15 protein-coding genes are annotated in these 16,483 nt (G+C 72.0%); 8 read left to right on the top strand and 7 right to left on the bottom strand.

Annotated elements, in window-relative coordinates; all coding sequences use genetic code 11:
- Nucleotides 1-2 precede the first annotated feature (2 nt).
- The 5 genes from ACFZDK_RS17990 to ACFZDK_RS17970 are packed head-to-tail and all read left to right on the top strand — an operon-like array spanning nt 3 to nt 6,253.
- Nucleotides 3-959, top strand: coding sequence for an ABC transporter permease subunit (locus tag ACFZDK_RS17990; protein ID WP_390973518.1), 957 nt, complete (start codon nt 3-5; stop codon nt 957-959).
- The gene (locus tag ACFZDK_RS17985; protein ID WP_390973516.1) at nt 956-1,855 is read left to right on the top strand and encodes an ABC transporter permease subunit; all 900 of its coding nucleotides are present in this window, start codon (nt 956-958) and stop codon (nt 1,853-1,855) included. The genes ACFZDK_RS17990 and ACFZDK_RS17985 overlap by 4 nt, the downstream gene beginning before the upstream one ends.
- The gene (locus tag ACFZDK_RS17980) at nt 1,855-3,582 is read left to right on the top strand and encodes a dipeptide ABC transporter ATP-binding protein (protein WP_390973514.1); all 1,728 of its coding nucleotides are present in this window, start codon (nt 1,855-1,857) and stop codon (nt 3,580-3,582) included. Before ACFZDK_RS17985 ends, ACFZDK_RS17980 begins: the two co-directional genes overlap by 1 nt.
- Entirely contained in the window at nt 3,579-5,588 is a 2,010-nt protein-coding gene (locus ACFZDK_RS17975; protein WP_390973512.1) for a CocE/NonD family hydrolase, read from the top strand. Before ACFZDK_RS17980 ends, ACFZDK_RS17975 begins: the two co-directional genes overlap by 4 nt.
- The gene (locus tag ACFZDK_RS17970; protein WP_390973510.1) at nt 5,585-6,253 is read left to right on the top strand and encodes a TetR family transcriptional regulator C-terminal domain-containing protein; all 669 of its coding nucleotides are present in this window, start codon (nt 5,585-5,587) and stop codon (nt 6,251-6,253) included. Before ACFZDK_RS17975 ends, ACFZDK_RS17970 begins: the two co-directional genes overlap by 4 nt.
- A 102-nt stretch (nt 6,254-6,355) precedes the next feature.
- On the opposite strand, the gene ACFZDK_RS17965 is transcribed toward ACFZDK_RS17970, so the two are convergent.
- A complete protein-coding gene (locus ACFZDK_RS17965) occupies nt 6,356-7,183 on the bottom strand; it encodes a methyltransferase domain-containing protein (RefSeq protein WP_390973508.1) in 828 nt (275 codons plus the stop codon).
- 72 nt (nt 7,184-7,255) lie between these two features.
- On the opposite strand from ACFZDK_RS17965, the gene ACFZDK_RS17960 reads away from it, so the two are divergent.
- Nucleotides 7,256-7,858: a TetR family transcriptional regulator gene (locus ACFZDK_RS17960; protein WP_390973506.1), complete on the top strand. Its 603-nt coding sequence runs from the start codon at nt 7,256-7,258 to the stop codon at nt 7,856-7,858.
- A gap of 247 nt (nt 7,859-8,105) precedes the next feature.
- Here the strand turns inward: ACFZDK_RS17960 and ACFZDK_RS17955 are convergent, their stop codons facing one another.
- The gene (locus tag ACFZDK_RS17955; RefSeq protein WP_390973505.1) at nt 8,106-9,440 is read right to left on the bottom strand and encodes an aldehyde dehydrogenase family protein; all 1,335 of its coding nucleotides are present in this window, start codon (nt 9,438-9,440) and stop codon (nt 8,106-8,108) included.
- A gap of 44 nt (nt 9,441-9,484) precedes the next feature.
- The gene (locus ACFZDK_RS17950) at nt 9,485-10,585 is read right to left on the bottom strand and encodes a zinc-binding dehydrogenase (protein ID WP_390973503.1); all 1,101 of its coding nucleotides are present in this window, start codon (nt 10,583-10,585) and stop codon (nt 9,485-9,487) included.
- A 307-nt stretch (nt 10,586-10,892) separates the two neighbouring features.
- Between ACFZDK_RS17950 and ACFZDK_RS17945 the strand changes: the two genes are divergently transcribed.
- Complete coding sequence (locus ACFZDK_RS17945) at nt 10,893-11,516, top strand: TetR family transcriptional regulator C-terminal domain-containing protein (protein WP_390973501.1); 624 nt, start codon at nt 10,893-10,895, stop codon at nt 11,514-11,516.
- A 42-nt stretch (nt 11,517-11,558) separates the two neighbouring features.
- Here the strand turns inward: ACFZDK_RS17945 and ACFZDK_RS17940 are convergent, their stop codons facing one another.
- The 4 genes from ACFZDK_RS17940 to ACFZDK_RS17925 all read right to left on the bottom strand — a co-directional run bounded on the left by ACFZDK_RS17940 (nt 11,559) and on the right by ACFZDK_RS17925 (nt 15,329).
- The gene (locus tag ACFZDK_RS17940) at nt 11,559-12,110 is read right to left on the bottom strand and encodes a hypothetical protein (protein ID WP_390973500.1); all 552 of its coding nucleotides are present in this window, start codon (nt 12,108-12,110) and stop codon (nt 11,559-11,561) included.
- 151 nt (nt 12,111-12,261) lie between these two features.
- Entirely contained in the window at nt 12,262-12,795 is a 534-nt protein-coding gene (locus tag ACFZDK_RS17935) for a GNAT family N-acetyltransferase (RefSeq protein WP_390973498.1), read from the bottom strand.
- 92 nt (nt 12,796-12,887) lie between these two features.
- Nucleotides 12,888-14,594 carry an MFS transporter gene (locus tag ACFZDK_RS17930; protein WP_390973496.1) on the bottom strand — a complete coding sequence of 569 codons (1,707 nt, stop codon included), beginning with the start codon at nt 14,592-14,594 and terminating at the stop codon, nt 12,888-12,890.
- Between the two features lie 279 nt (nt 14,595-14,873).
- Complete coding sequence (locus tag ACFZDK_RS17925) at nt 14,874-15,329, bottom strand: MarR family transcriptional regulator (protein WP_390973494.1); 456 nt, start codon at nt 15,327-15,329, stop codon at nt 14,874-14,876.
- Between the two features lie 107 nt (nt 15,330-15,436).
- Here ACFZDK_RS17925 and ACFZDK_RS17920 point away from each other — a divergent pair, with 107 nt between their 5' ends.
- Nucleotides 15,437-16,468, top strand: coding sequence for an aldo/keto reductase (locus ACFZDK_RS17920; RefSeq protein WP_390973492.1), 1,032 nt, complete (start codon nt 15,437-15,439; stop codon nt 16,466-16,468).
- Nucleotides 16,469-16,483: the final 15 nt, after the last annotated feature.

The following is a 16,483-nucleotide window of genomic DNA, read 5'->3' as shown; positions in this document are numbered from 1 at the left end:
GCATGCTGTCGTTCACCCTGCGTCGGCTGGCCTCTGCCGTCGGCACACTCTTCCTCTCCTCCGTCCTCGTCTTCCTTGCCGTCCAGGCCCTCCCCGGTGACGTGGCCACCCAGATCCTCGGCAAGGACGCCACCCCCGACGCCGTGGCCGCCCTGCGCGCACAGCTCGGTCTCGACCGGCCCGCATGGGAACGCTACGTCGACTGGATCAAGGGCGCCCTGCACGGCGACTTCGGCACCTCCCTCGTCTCCGGCAAGGGCGTCGGCGGCCAAGTCGCCCTGTACCTCGGCAACTCGGCGCTCATCGCCGTCGTCACCGTCCTGTTCGCGGTGACCGGGTCGATCGTCCTGGGCGTCCTCGCCGGCCTGTACCGGGACCGCTGGCCCGACCACGTCATCTCCACCGTCAGCCTGGTCGGCATGAGCGTCCCCGAGTTCGTGGTCGCCACCGTCCTGGTGCTGGTCTTCTCGGTCGCGCTGCCCTGGTTCCCGGCGGTCGTCCTCTACGGCCCCGAGGCGAGCACCGGACAGCTCCTGCCCGCCGTATGGCTGCCCGCGCTCGCGCTCGCCGTGGTGATGGCCGCCTACATCGTGCGGATGGCCCGCACCTCCGTCATCGACGTGATGGCCGGCGAGTACGTCACCACCGCCCGCCTCAAGGGCCTGTCCACCTGGCGGATCGTCACCCGGCACGCGCTGCCCAGCGCCCTGCTGCCCACCCTGCACGTGATCGCCCTCAACGTCGCCTGGCTCGCGGGCGGGGTCGCGGTCGTCGAGAACGTCTTCAACTACCCCGGCATCGGCAAGCTGATGCTCTCCTCCGTGCAGAACCGCGACCTGCCCGTCATCCAGGCCATCGCCCTCGTCAGCGCCGTGATCTACGTCGTCTGCAACCTCGCCGCCGACCTCGGCGCCATGGCCCTCAACCCCAGGCTCCGTACCCGAGGGAGGATCCGGTGACCGCACTCGACACCACCCCGGCCACCGCCGGTGCCGCCCCGGCGGCCCCGCACGCGGCCGTCCGCGCGTGGCGCGGCCTGCGCTCGTCCCGCACCGCCCTCGTCGGCCTCGCCGTCGTCGCCGCGCACATCCTCGTGGCGCTGCTCGCCCCGCTGCTCACCTCCTACGACCCGATCGCCAACGATGCCTCGCACGCCCTGCTCGGCCCGAGCTGGGAGCACTGGGCCGGCACCGACCAGTACGGCCGCGACGTCCTCGCCCGGGTGCTCTACGGCGGCCGGTACGGGCTCGGCGTCTCCGTCGCCGCGACCCTGATCACCGTCGCCCTCGGCACGGTCGTCGGCTGCGCGGCCGCCCTGCGCGGCGGCTGGTTCGACGACTTGCTCGGCCGGGTCCTCGACGCGATCCTGTCCGTGCCGTCGATCCTCGCCCTGCTCGTCATCGTCACGGCCCTCGGCACCGGGCCCGCGGTGATCGTCCTGGCCATCGCCGTCGTCTACGTCCCGCAGGTCGTCCGCGTGGTCCGCGGCGCCGCGCTGGCCGTGGTCCCCATGGATTACGTCACCGCCGCCCGGGCCCGGGGCGAGAGCACCTGGGCGATCCTGCGCCGGGAGGTGCTGCCGAACATCACCGATGTGGTCTGCGTGGAGTTCGCGATGCGCGCCTCCTGGGTGGTGCTGCTGATCTCCTCGCTGTCCTTCCTCGGCTTCGGCGCCGACCCGCCCACCCCGGACTGGGGGTTGATGGTCGCCGAGAACCGCACCGCCATCACCGTCGTCCCGATGGCGAGCCTCGCGCCGATCATCGCTCTGGCCACCCTCGTGGTCGGGCTCAACCTCGCGGCCGACGGCCTCTCCAAGGCGTGGGGCGTGGACCGGATCAGGGAGGGTTCCTGATGACCTCTGTCGTATCCGTCGACTCCCTCTCCGTCGCCTACCGTTCCGGTGGCCGTGAGGTGCCGGTCGTGCACGAGGTGTCCCTGGAGGTGGAGCCGGGCCGTACCCTCGCCCTCGTCGGCGAGTCCGGCAGCGGCAAGTCCACCGTCGCCGCCACCCTGCTGGGCCATCTGCGGCACGGCTCCCGTGTCACCGGCGGCAGCGTCCATGTGGACGGGCGGGACGTGTTCGCGCTGCCCGCACGGGAGTTGCGGCTGCTGCGCGGCGGGACCGTCGCCATGGTCGGCCAGAACGCCGGACAGGCGCTGACCCCGACCATGCGCATCGGCCGGCAGATCGAGGAGGCGGGCGGCGAGGTGCCGGTCGTCGACCTGCTCGAACAGGTCCGCCTGCCCCGCCCGGCCGAACTCGCCCGCCGCTACCCGCACGAACTCTCCGGCGGGCAGCAGCAGCGCGTCGCCATCGCCATGGCCATCGCCGCCCGCCCCAAGGTCCTCGTCCTCGACGAACCCACCACCGGCCTGGACGTCATCACCCAGCGCAGCGTCCTCGACCTGATCGCCGCCCTGCGCGACGAACTCGGCCTGGCTGCCGTCCTGGTGAGCCACGACCTCGGCGTCGTCGCGCACATGGCCGACGAGGTGTGCGTCCTGAACTCGGGCCGGGTGGTGGAGTCGGCGGCCACCCGCCGGCTGTTCACCGCGCCCCAGGACCCGTACACCAAGCGGCTGTTGGCGAGTGTGCCGCGCCTGGACGACGCCGGGCTCGCGGTCGTGGACGAGGCGGGGGAGCGGACGGTCCGCGCCAAGGCCGCCGTCGCCGACGGCGCGCCGGTCGCCGTCGCCGCGCACGACGTGACGATCGACTACGGCAGCACCCGCGCCGTGCACGGCGTGTCCTTCGACGTCCGCCGGGGCGAAGTCCTCGCCCTCGTCGGCGAGTCGGGCAGCGGGAAGTCCACGCTGGCCTGGACACTGGCGGGACTGCGCACCCCCTCCGGCGGCACCATGACCCACGAGGCCGGCGACCTGGCCCGCCCGGCGCCGAAGCGCCCGCTCTCGCTGCGCCGCCGGGTCCAGCTGGTCTTCCAGAACGCCGACACCTCCCTCAACCCCCGCCGCTCCGTGGGTGACGCGGTCCGCCGCCCGCTGCGCTTCTTCGGCACCGCGACCGGCCGCACCGAGGCCGCCGAACAGGCCCGCCGGCTCATCGCCGACGTACGCCTCGACCCGGCCCTCGCCGACCGGCTGCCCGCCCAGCTCTCCGGCGGACAGCGCCAACGCATCGGCATCGCACGGGCGCTGGCCGGAGAACCGGACGTACTGATCGCCGACGAGATCACCACCGCCCTGGACGTCTCCGTCCAGGCCGAGGTGCTCCGCCTCCTGGACGACCTGCGCCGGGAACGCGACCTGGCCTGCCTGTTCATCAGCCACGACCTCGCCGTGGTGCGCGGCATCGCCGACCGCGTCGTCGTCCTGCGGCACGGGGTCGTGGTCGAGGAAGGGCCCACCGAGGCCGTCTTCGGCGCGCCCGGCCACCCCTACACCCGCCGGCTGATGGCCGCCGCCCTCGAACCCGACCCCGACGCACCGCCCCGCGCCGACGACGCCCTCGACTGGACGGACGCGGCCGACGCGGACGCCGGCTGGACCGACCTCGGCGACGGTCACCGCGTCCGCCGCTGGACGCCCCTCAACACCCCCGTGGCCGAAGGAGTTTCGTGAAGTACCGCGAACAGTTCGAGCGCCAGGTCGTCCGCGAGGACGTCTGGATCCCCACCGGGGACGGCGCCACCCGGCTGCACGCACGGATCTGGCGGCCCGTGGACGCCGAGGCCCACCCCGTACCCGCGCTGCTCGAATACCTCCCGTACCGCAAGAGCGACTGGACCGCGCCCCGCGACGCCCAGCGCCACCCCTGGTACGCCGGACACGGCTACGCCTCCGTCCGCGTCGACATCCGCGGCCACGGCGACAGCGAGGGCACCCCGGGCGACGAGTACGACGCCCAGGAACTCGCCGACGGCGTCGACGTCGTCAACTGGCTCGCCGCCCAGCCCTGGTGCACCGGCAAGGTCGGCATGTTCGGCATCTCCTGGGGCGGCTTCAACTCCCTCCAGATAGCCGCCCTCGCCCCCGAACCGCTCAAGGCCGTCGTCACCGTCTGCTCCACCGACGACCGCTACGACAACGACGTCCACTACACCGGCGGCGCCGTCCTCGGCATCGACATGCTCGCCTGGGCCGGCACCATGCTGGCCTTCGCCTCCCGCCCGCCGGACCCGGCGAGCGTCGGCGCCGACCGCTGGCTGCCCATGTGGCGCGAACGCCTCGACGCCCTCGACCCCTTCCTCCACACCTGGCTCGACCACCAGGAGCGCGACGCCTACTGGATGCACGGCAGCGTCTGCGAGGACTACGGCGCCATCGACGCCGCCGTCCTCGCGGTCGGCGGCTGGCACGACCCGTACCGCGACACCGTCCTCCGCCTCGTCGAACACCTCCCGGCCGACCGGGTCCGCGGCCTCATCGGCCCCTGGTCCCACCAGTACCCCGACCGGGGGCTGCCGCCCGGCCCGGCCATCGGCTTCCTCCAGGAGACCCTGCGCTGGTGGGACCAGCACCTCAAGGGCACCGACACCGGGGTGATGCGCGAACCGCTGCTGCGCGCCTGGATCAACGGCCCGGTCCCACCCGCCACGTCGTACGACGTGATGCCCGGCCGCTGGGTCGGGGACGACAACTGGCCCTCCCCGAAGGTGACCTGGAGCGAGCGCACCCTTGCATCCGGCGCTCACGCCCCAGTCCTGGTCCGCTCCCCGCTCCACACCGGTCTCGACGCCGGCCGCTTCTTCCCCTTCGGCAACGCGAGCGACCTGCCGCCCGACCAGCGCGAGGAGGACGGCCGTTCGGTCTGCTTCGACTCCGAACCCCTCGCCGAACGCGTCGAGATCCTCGGCAGGCCCCGCGTCCGGCTGCGCCTGGACAGTGCCACCCCGCGCGCCAACGTGATCGTCCGGCTGTGCGACGTCGCTCCCGACGGCTCCTCGACGCTGGTCACCCGAGGGGTGCTCAACCTCCTCAGCCGGCACGGCCGGGACCGGACGGTGGAGTGGACCCCGGGCACGTACGAGGACGTCGAGATCGAACTCACCGGCATCGGCTACGCCTTCCCGCCCGGCCACCGCATCCGGGTCGCCGTCTCCGACGCCTACTGGCCGTGGGTGTGGCCGCACGGCGAGCGCGGCGAACTGCGGGTCGTACCCGCCGACAGCGCCGTACTCCTGCCCGTGCGGGCGGCCGGAGAGGAACCGCCGATCGCCTTCGAGGAGCCGGAGCAGGCGCCACCGCTTCCGGTGACCTACGACCGGCCCGCCGAGCCCCGCCCCGAACGGCTGGTCACGCACGACGTGGCGGCGGGGGAGTGGACCCTGGAGGTCGACCCCAACTACGGGGGATCACGGACCTACCCGGACGGGCTCCGCTACGAGGAGAGCGCCCGGGAGACGTACCGTGTCCGCGGCGACGACCCGCTGTCCGCGAGCGCCGTCTCGGAGTGGCGCATCCGGTTGCGGCGCGGCGACGCGTACGACGCTGAGATCATGGCGCGTACGGAGCTGCGCGCCTCGGCGGCGGACTTCGTCATGGACAGCCGTATCGAGGCACGGGCGAACGGAGAGACAGTGGTCAAGCGGTCCTGGCACCACACGAGCGCGAGGACGTCGGGATGACCGCCGCCAAGCCGCAGCGCACCGCGAAGCCCCCGCGCCGGGCCGTCGCCGCCGCCGACCGCACCCGCCAGCCCACCGAGGTGCGCCGGCGGCTGATCGTCGAGGCGGCCATCCCGCTGATCGCGGAGCGCGGCTACGCCTCGGTGGGCGTCCGGGACGTGGCCGCCGCCGCCGGAGTATCCGTCGGTACCGTCACCTATCACTTCGGCAGCGTCCAGGAGATCCTCTCCGAGGCGATGGTGCTGCACATCGAGCGCTACTACGCGGAGCTCAGCGAGGCCGCCGAACAGGCGGGCAGCGGCGCCGAGGCGCTGCGGCTGCTCGTCGACGCCCTCTTCACCGAGGACACCGACCGGCACTGGCGGATGTGGTTCGACTACTGGCACGCGGGCGAACCGGCCACCGACGAGGCCTTCGCCCGCGGCCAGGCCGACCGCTACACGGCCTGGCACCGGCAGATCCGCGCCCTGGCCGAACGGGGCGTCACGGACGGCGAGTTCACCGGGGACGACCTCGACGGCTTCACCGTCCGCTTCGCCGCCCTCGCCGACGGCCTCGCCCTCCAGCGGCTGCGCCAGTCACCCCCGCTCAGCACCGACGACGCCCGCCGGCACCTGAACCGGCTGGTGGAGACGGAACTCGCGGTCCGCACGGACCACGGCTGACCGTGACGCTGTGCGGGCAGACACACCCCTCCCGGCTCGTGATCGCAGCGAACCCCGCCGGTGCCCCTGTCCCCGTGCCACGGTCCGCTTCCGCCGATGGTCTCAGGAGGTGGCGGCGCGCACGGCGGTCGCGGCCAGGGTGGTGTAGTTCATCGTGAACCGGCCGCCCAGGGAGTCGATGGCCTCGCCGACCGCGTCCAGAATCTCGGCCAGTTGATCGGGACGGAGCTGGGTGAGGCCGCCGGTGGTGGGCAGCAACTCCAGCCACTGATCGCGCGTGTAGGACCGCGCCCAGTCGAAGCGCCACTGTTCGGGATCGTCGAACTGTTGCGTCTCGCGGATCCTGTCGGCGAATTTCGCGTACGCCGCCTCGTACAGATCGAGCGGACGTCGGGCAGGTTGGCCGTTGAGCGGGGAGTCGGGCGCTGCCCGCCGGTAGGCGGCGGCGAACGGTTCGGCCACCTCGGGGGGCGGCTCGTAGACGTGCCCGAAGACCGCCAGCCGTCCCCCTGGACGCAGCACACGTGCCGCCTTCAGGGCGCCGACGTCCGGATCCACCCAGTGCCACGACTGGGCGGCGATGACCGCGTCGAACGTCCGGCCGGCCGACTGCCAGGCTTCGAAGGTCGCCGCCTCCACGCGCAGGCCACGGGCTCGCGCGAAGTCGGCCATCCGCGCATCGGGCTCGATGCCGAGGACCGTGCAGCCGGCGGCCTGGAACTGGCGGGCCGCGATACCGGTGCCGCAGCCGACGTCGAGCACGTCAGGGCCGGGGTTTCCGGCGACGATCCGCGCCACCAGCGCATCCGGGTAGCCGGGCCGGGCCTGGTCGTAGCGGTGCGCGTCCACGCCGAAGGACTCGGCCATCCGCCGGGCTTCATGCGGCTCGGTCGGGGAGGGCTCCGGTTGCTCTCGCGGTAAAATGGGCATGCGCCCACCTTAGTGGGCAGGTGCCCACTGGGCAACGGTCGCCGTCGGGACGACATACGAGAGGATCTGTGAATGCCGACTGGGGTGCACCTTCGCGACGCACGACAGCAACTGTTCGACGCCGCGGAACGCGTGCTTCTGCGGGACGGGCCGAACGGGCTGACCAGCCGGGCCGTCACCGAGGAGGCGGGCTGTGCCAAAGGCGTCCTGCACCGGCACTTCACCGACTTCGACGCCTTCCTCGCCGAGCTGGTGCTCGACCGGGCCGCTCAGCTCGAGACGCAGGCGAGTGCGCTGCGGGCGTCCGCGGGTACCGGGACGGTGGCCGAGAACCTCACCACCGCGCTGACCACCCTGTTCGGACCGGTTCCGATCGCGATCATCCCGCTCATCACCTTCCGGGACGAGCTGCGCGCACGGCTCCGGCAGGCCAGGCCCGGGGGCGGTATCGCGATCCTCGCCCAGGCCACGACCGCGATCTCCGGTTACCTGACCGACGAACGTGACCGGGGCCGCATCGCGGCCGACGCCGACATCGACTCACTCACCCTCTCCCTGGTCGGCGGCGGCCATCTCCTGTTCGCCGACCGCGACCCCGGCCCGCCGGCCACGGCAGTCGTCAGCAAGTTCGTGACAGGGGTGGTCGCCGATTCCGTGCAACGACGACCGCACTGATCCGGCGTGAGGAACTGCTGAGAGTGCCTTTGGGAAACGGTGTCCTGGTCGAGGACGCGGTCTTCGATCCCGGAGCGGACGATCCGGGCGTCGCTGTCGTCGAACGATCGGGAGGCGCAGTTGGCCACCGCGAGCGTGCGCCGGAGAACGTTCAGCTACCTCGGCGGCCCCTGGCTCGTGCGGCGCGGGCCCCGCGCGAGGTGCCGTCCGGCACCCCCGGAGCCCGCCCGCCGATCCGCCCCACCGCTCAGGCCACCGTGCGGATCAGCTTCTTGTTGGTGAACTCCTCGATGCCGAGACGGCCGAGTTCCCGGCCGAAGCCGGAGCGCTTCACCCCGCCGAAGGGCAGCTCGGCGCCCTCCGCGCCGACGCCGTTGACGAAGACCATGCCGGCCTCGATGCGGTCGGCGACCCGCGTGGCCTGGTCCGGGTCGGTGGTGAAGACGTAGGAGCCGAGGCCGTAGGGGGTGTCGTTGGCGATCCGTACGGCGTCGTTCTCGTCGGCGGCGGGGAAGACCATGGCGACCGGTCCGAACAGTTCCTGGCGGGCCGCCGTGTGCTCGGTGGTCAGGCCGGTGAGGACGCCGGCCGGGAAGTAGGCGCCCTGCCGCTCGACGGAGCCGTGGAGGGTGGCGCCTTCGGCCACCGCCTGGCCGACCTGCCGGGCGAGGGTCTCGGCGGCGGCCGCCGAGGAGAGCGGGGCCCCGGTGGCGGAGTCGAGGAGCCGGGCCGTGAACTTCTCCACGAACGCGTCGTACAGGTCCGCCACTACCACGAACCTCTTGGCGGCGTTGCAGGCCTGGCCGGTGTTGTCGAGGCGGGCGGCGACCGCGGCCTCGACGACGGTGTCCAGGTCGTCGGTGGACAGCACCACGAACGGGTCCGAGCCGCCGAGCTCCAGGACGACCTTCTTCAGGTGCCGACCGGCGATCTCGGCGACGGCGGCCCCGGCCCGCTCGGAGCCGGTCAGCGAGACGCCGTGCACGCGGGGGTCGGCGATCACGTCGGCGATCTGCTCGTTGGTGGCGTACACGTTGACGTACGCGCCCGCCGGGAAGCCGGCCTCGGCGAACAGCCGCTCCAGCAGCGCCGCCGTGGCGGGACACTGCGGGGCGTGCTTGAGGACGATGGTGTTGCCCACGGCCAGGTTGGGGGCCGCGAACCGGGCGACCTGGTAGGCCGGGAAGTTCCACGGCATGATGCCGAGCAGGACGCCGACGGGACCGCGCCGCACGACGGCGGTGCCGGGGCCGGAGGTGACGTCGAGAACCTCGTCGGCGAGGAACTCCTCGGCGTGGTCTGCGTAGTAGTGGTAGATGTCGGCGCAGAAGCCGACCTCGCCCTCCGCCTCGGCGAGCGGCTTGCCCATCTCCCGCACGATGCTCGCGGCGAGTTCGGCACTGTGCTCGGCGTGCAGGTCGCCCAGACGGCGCAGCAGCGCGGCGCGCTCGGCCACGGAGCTGGACCGGCCCCAGGCGCCGGCGGCGTGCGCGGCGTCGAGGGCCGCGGCGATCTCGGCGTCGCTGGCGGTCGGGTAGGTCTCGACGATCTCGCCGGTGGCCGGGTCGGTGACGGCGTACATGGTGCCTCCAAGGAGCAGGGGGATGAGGGGGAGGAGGAAGCTGGTCAGGGTTGGAGGACGGTCCTCAACCCGGTGTTGGAACTGAGGTCGTCGAACGCCTGGGCGGCCTCACCCAAAGGGCGGGTTCGGCCGACGAGTTCGTCCAGGGGAAGGCGGCCGGAGAGGTACGGGCGGGCCAGCTTGGGGATGTCGATCTCGCCCACGCTGGAGCCGTAGTTGCAGCCCAGGATGCGCGTGCCCCGGTCGGCCAGGTCGAACAGGTCGAAGGAGCCGGTGGCGCCGGTCGCGGTCATGCCGACCAGCACGGCGGCGCCGCCGGAGGCGAGCATGTCGGGCAGCGACTCGATCACCTTCGGGCTGCCGATGGCCTCGAACGCGTAGTCCACACCGCCGAGTTGCTCCTGACACCAGGCCGCGACGTCGTCACGGCCGCCGTCGAGGGTGTGGGTGGCGCCGAAGCGGCGGGCCACGGCGAGCCGTTCGGGGGAGAGGTCCACCGCGACGATCGGATCGGCGCCGACCAGCCGCAGGCCCATCACCACGCAGAGCCCGACCCCACCGGTGCCGATCACGACCGCGGACTCGCCGGGCCGGACCCCGGCGGTGTTGATCACCGCACCGACGCCCGTGGTCACCGAGCAGCCCGGCAACGCGCCGACACCGAAGGGGAGCGCCCCGGGGACGCGCACCACGGCACTCTCCGGAACCGTCAGCCGTCCGGTGAAGGCGCCGAGACCCAGGTACGGCCAGACCGCCGTGCCGTCGGTGCCGGTGAACGGCGTGCTCCCGTCGGGCAGGGTGTTCGCGACGGCCCTGGTGCCGGTGCACAGCCAGGCCTGACCGGCCGCGCAGCGACGGCACCGGCGGCAGGGCGCGAACCACGACAGGACGACATGGTCACCGGGCCGCACGGAGGCGACACCGGGGCCGACGCCGCCGACCACGCCCGCCGCCTCGTGCCCGAGGACCAGCGGCCGGTCGGCCGGCCAGTCGCCGGAGACCACGTGCAGGTCGGAGTGGCAGACACCGGCCGCACGGACCTCGATCTCGACCTCGCCGGGGCCCGCGGGCCGTACCGCGACGTCACGGATGTCCAGGCCCGTGTCCGGGTCGAGAACGACGGCCGGGGAGAGCTGCGACGACATCAGGAGGCCTTCACTTCTTCAGTGTGGAGGGTCGGCGCGGGGGCCGCGAGCCTGGTGCGGGGCCGGGAAAGGCGACGATCACCGCCCGGATCTTCGTGGGGCCCACGACGACGGCCCAGCTCACCGGCATCGGTGGGGGAGTTGTTCACGTGGGTCTCCTGACGGTGCTGCGTCGGCCGGGGTCCGCAGCGAGCGGCGGTCCCGGGCGGACATCGGCCTCGCGGTGAGCGTCGGCTTCCGGTCGACCCCTCTTATTGGGTGAACGACCAATTGCTTTATTGGTCGCCCACTCAATAACATTCGCCGTATGACGTCAAGAGCCCCCGGCAAGCGCGTCCGCAAGGCGCCCGCCGAACGCCGCAGCGAGATCGTCGCCACGGCGTCGCGGATCGGGCTCACCGAAGGCCTGGAGTGCGTCACCCTGCGCCGGGTCGCCGACGAGCTCGGTGTCCAGCCCGGACTCGTCGGCCACTACTTCCCCGCCGTGGACGAGCTGGTGGCCGAGGCGTTCACCCATGCCACGATGAAGGAGCTCGACAGCCTGCTGCCGCCCGAGCCGGACGGCCCCCTACCGGCCTTCCGGAGGTTCTTCGGCCTCACGTCGAGCGCCGACTTCGACGACGTCAGCAAGCTCTGGCTCAACGCACGGCACCTGTCTCGCTACCGTCCGGTGCTGCGCGAGCACGTGACGAAGCAGGAGCTGCTGTGGTGCCGGCGCCTGGAAGAGCTGATCGCCGCCGGGGCGGCGGCCGGGGTCTTCGTCTGCGCGGATCCCTGGGGAGCCGCCACCCGCATCCTCGTCGCGATCGACGGCGCCAGCGCGTACATCAACACCAGCGCCGACCACCGCAGGGCCCCCACGCAGGACATGCCGCGCACCGTGGCCGAGGCCGAACTGGGGCTGCGACGCGGCATGTTGCTCACCGACTGACCTCTCCAGCAGGCCGGGGCAACCCAGGGGAGTCCCGGCCCTCTACAAACCGGCCGCCTCGGCCAGTGCCGTCCGCTCACCTTCGCCCAGCTCGAGCTCGGCCAGCAGCTCGTCGTCGGCCAGCAGACGTCGTACCCACGCGGCGTCGGCGGCGAATGCCGCTCGGCACAGGGCCCGTTCAGGATGGTCGGCCTCGGGCCCGCTGACCGCCAGGTCCCAGGAGCTGTGGGGGTTGGTCGGTGCGGACAAGGCGGCGGCCACGAGGACGAGCCCGACCAGCTCGTCGCGGCGCGGGACCGACGGATCGGCAGCCAGGCGCAGCAGATAGGGGACGACCGCCGGCATCGTGGCACTGATGGACATGGGTCCTGACATCACCAGCCAGTCCAACGCCCGCTCTGCCATCTCGGCCGCGTCGGGATCGACCAGCCCATGCAGGACGACCGAGACATCGACCGGGCACCCGGGAATGGACGCCCACTCCACGTCCTCGCATCCTTCCAGCGCCGGATGCGCGGCAGCCCCCTGTCCCAGGTGCGGATGGGCCGCCGCCAGAGCCGCTGTCGCGGCCATCGCCGCGGCCTCGTGATCCACTCTGCACACCGACGTCGCCTCCTTGACGGCGGCATCTGGATCAGGGGCCCGGCCGCGGTTCCATGAAAGCACGGCCTCCGCTCGGCGGAGTCCGGTCGGGGACGTGCAGGCAGCGCTCAGCAGCCGTGTGATGATCGATGGTGCGGCTGCTTCACGCCTGGAACTCCGTCAGGTCGATGGAGTGAACGCGCAGGAGGTGGCCGTACACCGGGTGCACCGTCTCTCGCTCGGGAACCATGCCGAGCTTGCGGATGACGTTCTCGGAGGCGTCGTCCCCCACCCGGCTGATACTGATGACGCGGTCGAGGCCGCGGTCCTGGAGAGCGAACTCCAGCGTGGCGTGGGCGGCTTCGGACGCGTATCCCTGCCCCCAGAACTGTGACCCGAACCGCCAGCCGACGGCTACGGCGGGCATCACCTCCGGCAGGAAAGAGGGCACGGACAGGCCGGTGAATCCCGCGAGCTCACCCGAGGCCAGCAGTTCGACGGCGAAGAGCCCGAAACCTTCCTCGTCCCACTCCTCCTCCCACTCCTCGATGGCCGTGGCCGTGTCCTCCAGGTCGCGCACCGAGCCGTCGTCGATCCAGCGCATGACGCGCGGGTCCGCGTTGATGTCAGCCATCGGCGCGAGGTCGTCGTCGTACCAGCGACGAAGGAGCAGGCGGGGGGTGCGGATCTCGGTCATGGTGCCCATCCTGCCGAAGACGAGGGCCGCGCCGGTAATCCGGTGCCCCGCAGCCGGCCGCCCCGCCCGCGGACGGCCGGCTGCGCGTCCGGTCAGTCCTCGGCGGCGGCGAGAGCGGCCAGCTCGCGGTTGACCGCGACCTCATGCGCCTCAGCGTCCATCCGCGCCTTCTTCGGGCTCCAGCGACCCGCCATCACGAAGACGAAGGGCAGGAAGAGCACCTGGCCGCCGACGCAGATCCACCACCAGTTTCGCCATTCGCCGGGCCCGTCCTCGGTCGCCTTCTGCACCTCGGCGCCGTACTCCTGCACCACCTTCAGCTGCGGCGCCGCCTTCTGTACGACGGCGAGGTCCTCCGCGCCGACCTCCCGCACGGCGCGGGCGTTCAGCTCGGCCGGCACGGTGGCCGGGGTGTACTTGTTCAGCTCGGCGAAGAGATCCGGGTGCGCGTTGACGACGGCCAGCGCGGGCGCCGCCTGCGCCGAGGCGGCCTTGACCTCGGCGCCGTGCTCCACGAGCGGGGTCACGGAGGTGACCAGTACCGGGATGAAGGCCGCGGAGACGGCGACCACGATCCGTACCGTCCAGCCCCACACCGCGAGCCCTGCCGCGGTCGCCGCGGGGTTGTGCTTCTCGACCGTCTCGGTGAAGCTCGCCATCCAGGGTGCGTAGGCGATGCCGCTGAAGACACCGATGCCGACGAACAGCCAGGCGAACGTGTAGTAGTCGGTCGTCAGGTGGGTGGCGCGGGTGGCGAAGACCGCGGTCACCACGATGGAGCCGACCGCGCCGACGATCATGAACGGCTTGCGCACCTTCAGCCGGTCCGAGAGCAGGCCGACCAGCACCAGGGCGATGGCGTTCGCCACCCAGTACCAGTTGGCCAGCGCGTTGGTGCGCTGCTCGCTGTAGCCGAAGACGGTCGCGAAGTAGACGACGAAGTTGCCGACCGCCGCGTAGTACAGCAGCAGGAACACGGCGATGGCGAAGGCCGAGCCGAGCACGTCCAGGCGCATCATCTGCCGCCACTCGCCACGGCGCAGCGCCTCGGTGTCCAGCCCCTTGGCGCGCGCCTCGACCAGCGCCCGGTCCCGCAGTGTCACCATGATCTGGTCGCGCAGCGCCGGGGACAGCTCGCGCAGCGCGAAGATCGCGACGACGAAGACGACGAACCCGGCGATCGCCGAGTACCGCAGTTCGTCCTGCCAGGTGGCGCTGTCGAGGGTGTTGCTGGTGACGGTGGTGACCACCAGGGAGCCGATGACCGGGCCCATCGTCCAGTACCCCATCGCGGTGGCCCGGCCGAGCTGTGGGGAGAAGTCCCTGATCAGCGCGGGGGTGGCGACCAGCACGATGCCCTCGATGAAGCTGACGAGCGCGAAGAGCACGAGATAGGTGGTCTTGTTCGCCGCGTTCGGCAGCCCGAAGAAGACCAGCAGCGCGGCGATCAGCAGCCCGTAGACCACCAGGTTCGCCCGGCCCCAGCGGTCCGCAAGGCCGGCCACGAGCGAGGCGAAGGCCCCGATCGCGTTGCCGATCACCGAGACCCAGATGAAGTAGCGGTACGTCATGCCGAAGTGCGTGATGATCGACGTCGCCACCGCGTACTGGATGTACAGCATGTAGTACAGGACGACCGTCGTGACGACCACGATCGCGAGATACGCCATGCGGCGGCCGGTGGACGGATAGTCGGCCAGTTCACGGCGGTACAGCCGGGCCAGCGGGCCGCGGGCGTCCGCTGAGGGCCCATCGGGCGCGGGTCTGTCGGCGTCGAACGGCGTCGTGGCGGCGGACATACGGCTCCTCCCAGGGATGCCCGGAGACCGGGTGCCCACGTCGGTTCGACGAGGGTGCGCGGCGACCCGGCTCCGAGAGCGTGGCCAGAGGGTAGTACCGACTAGTCGGTACGCCTAGAGGGGCTGCACGAGGTCATTTCCCTGACTCGACTGTGGCCTGGTGGTGGGGGTGTTTGTGCCCTTGGCGCGAGCGCAGGGCTCAGCACTTCCTCGCCTTGTCCGCCCCGGAAGTCACGGTGGTGTGGTGTCAGGCGGATCGCCGGCTGCGTGTGCTCGCGGCTAGAGCCGGCCGAGCAGGGAGCTCAGTGTTTCGATCTCCTGCGCGGAGAGTTTGTCGGTGAAGTGGCGGCGTACGGCGGCGTCCAGGCCGGGTCCCACGTCGATGACGGCCTGGCGCCCTGCGTCGGTGAGGACGGCGGTGACGCCGTCGCCGCGTTCGCGGGTGACGAGTCCGCGCTTGCCCATGCGGGTGAGCTGGTGGGAGATGCGCGTGCGGTCCCAGCCGAGCGACGCGGCGAGCTCGTTCTGACGGAGGGCGCCGCCCGCCTTGTTGAGGCTGACGAGGATCGCCAGATCCGGCTCGGACAGACCCGCCGCCTCGGCGGTGTCCGTGATCACGCGGGCGCGGACGATTTCATGGGCGCGTTTGAAGGCCGACCAGAGGTCGACGGGCTCCGGTGCGGCGTCGCCCGTGGGTTCGCCCGGCGCGCCGTCACGCCCACTCGGTGTTGACATATCAACGCACGCCTTTCTAGTGTTGAGATGTCAACGCTAACAGGTGGCCGCGCCTTCGGCGGCGCCTGTCGTGCGTACCCACCGCACTCGTCCTCGCGGAAGGACTCATGCAGACCCGACCCCTTGGAACCGCCGGCCCGCAGGTCGCCCCTCTCGCACTGGGCTGCGCCGGCATGTCCGACCACACCGCCCCCGCCGACGAGGCCGATGCCATCGCGACCATCCACACGGCCCTCGCCGCCGGCGTCACCCTCCTCGACACCGCCGACTTCTACGGCATGGGCCACAACGAGGAACTCATCCGCCGCGCCCTGCGCGGCAGCGATCGCGACAAGGCACTCCTGAGCGTCAAGTTCGGCGGCCTGCGCGACCCCGACGGAGCCTTCGTCGGCATCGAAGGCCGCCCCGCTCACGTCAAGAACGCGCTCGCCTACTCGCTGCGCCGCCTCGGCACCGACCACGTCGACATCTACCGCCCCGCACGAATCGACCCCGCCACCCCGATCGAGGACACGATCGGCGCCGTCGCCGATCTGGTCCAGGCGGGACACGTGCGCCACATCGGCCTCTCCGAGGTCGGGCCGCAGACCATCCGCCGCGCCCACGCCGTGCACCCGATCCGCGATGTACAGATCGAATACTCCCTGTTCAGCCGAGCCCCCGAGACCAACGGCATCCTGGACACCTGCCGCGAGCTGGGGATCGGCGTCACCGCGTACGGAGTCCTCGCCCACGGCCTGCTCACCGGCTCCTACCGGCAACCCGCCGGAGGTGACCCGCGCGCCCACTGGCTGCCGCGCTTCCACCCCGACAACCTCGCCACGAACCTCGCCCTCGCCGACCGCCTGCGCCCACTCGCCCACGCACACGGCATCAGCGTCGCGCAACTCGCCACCGCCTGGGTCATCGCCCAGAGCCGGGAGCACGGCACCGTCGTGGCCGTCCTCGGCGCCCGCCGACCGCAGCGCATCGAGGAGGCCCTGGCCGCGGCCGACGTCACCCTGACCGACGCGGACCTCCGCACGATCCACGAAGCCGTCCCGGCCGAGGCGGTGGCCGGAACCCGGTACGCCGCACCCCTCATGGCCCTGCTGGACAGCGAGCGCGGCCCGAAGACGTCGGCGGGCACAGCGGACTGACCACCGACGGCGAAC

It is taken from the genome of Streptomyces sp. NPDC007901, assembly GCF_042959465.1.
Classification (GTDB): Bacteria; Actinomycetota; Actinomycetes; order Streptomycetales; family Streptomycetaceae; genus Streptomyces.
Note: the sequence above shows the minus strand (reverse complement) of the source record. Positions and strands in the feature narration are given on the sequence as shown.

Coding starts and splice junctions, on each gene's coding strand:
- ACFZDK_RS17990 (WP_390973518.1), top strand. CDS start 3: ATGCTGTCGTTCACCCTGCGTCGGCTGGCCTCTGCCGTCGGCACACTC.
- ACFZDK_RS17980 (WP_390973514.1), top strand. CDS start 1,855: ATGACCTCTGTCGTATCCGTCGACTCCCTCTCCGTCGCCTACCGTTCC.
- ACFZDK_RS17970 (WP_390973510.1), top strand. CDS start 5,585: ATGACCGCCGCCAAGCCGCAGCGCACCGCGAAGCCCCCGCGCCGGGCC.
- ACFZDK_RS17965 (WP_390973508.1), bottom strand. CDS start 7,183: ATGCCCATTTTACCGCGAGAGCAACCGGAGCCCTCCCCGACCGAGCCG.
- ACFZDK_RS17960 (WP_390973506.1), top strand. CDS start 7,256: ATGCCGACTGGGGTGCACCTTCGCGACGCACGACAGCAACTGTTCGAC.
- ACFZDK_RS17955 (WP_390973505.1), bottom strand. CDS start 9,440: ATGTACGCCGTCACCGACCCGGCCACCGGCGAGATCGTCGAGACCTAC.
- ACFZDK_RS17950 (WP_390973503.1), bottom strand. CDS start 10,585: ATGTCGTCGCAGCTCTCCCCGGCCGTCGTTCTCGACCCGGACACGGGC.
- ACFZDK_RS17945 (WP_390973501.1), top strand. CDS start 10,893: ATGACGTCAAGAGCCCCCGGCAAGCGCGTCCGCAAGGCGCCCGCCGAA.
- ACFZDK_RS17935 (WP_390973498.1), bottom strand. CDS start 12,795: ATGACCGAGATCCGCACCCCCCGCCTGCTCCTTCGTCGCTGGTACGAC.
- ACFZDK_RS17930 (WP_390973496.1), bottom strand. CDS start 14,594: ATGTCCGCCGCCACGACGCCGTTCGACGCCGACAGACCCGCGCCCGAT.
- ACFZDK_RS17925 (WP_390973494.1), bottom strand. CDS start 15,329: ATGTCAACACCGAGTGGGCGTGACGGCGCGCCGGGCGAACCCACGGGC.
- ACFZDK_RS17920 (WP_390973492.1), top strand. CDS start 15,437: ATGCAGACCCGACCCCTTGGAACCGCCGGCCCGCAGGTCGCCCCTCTC.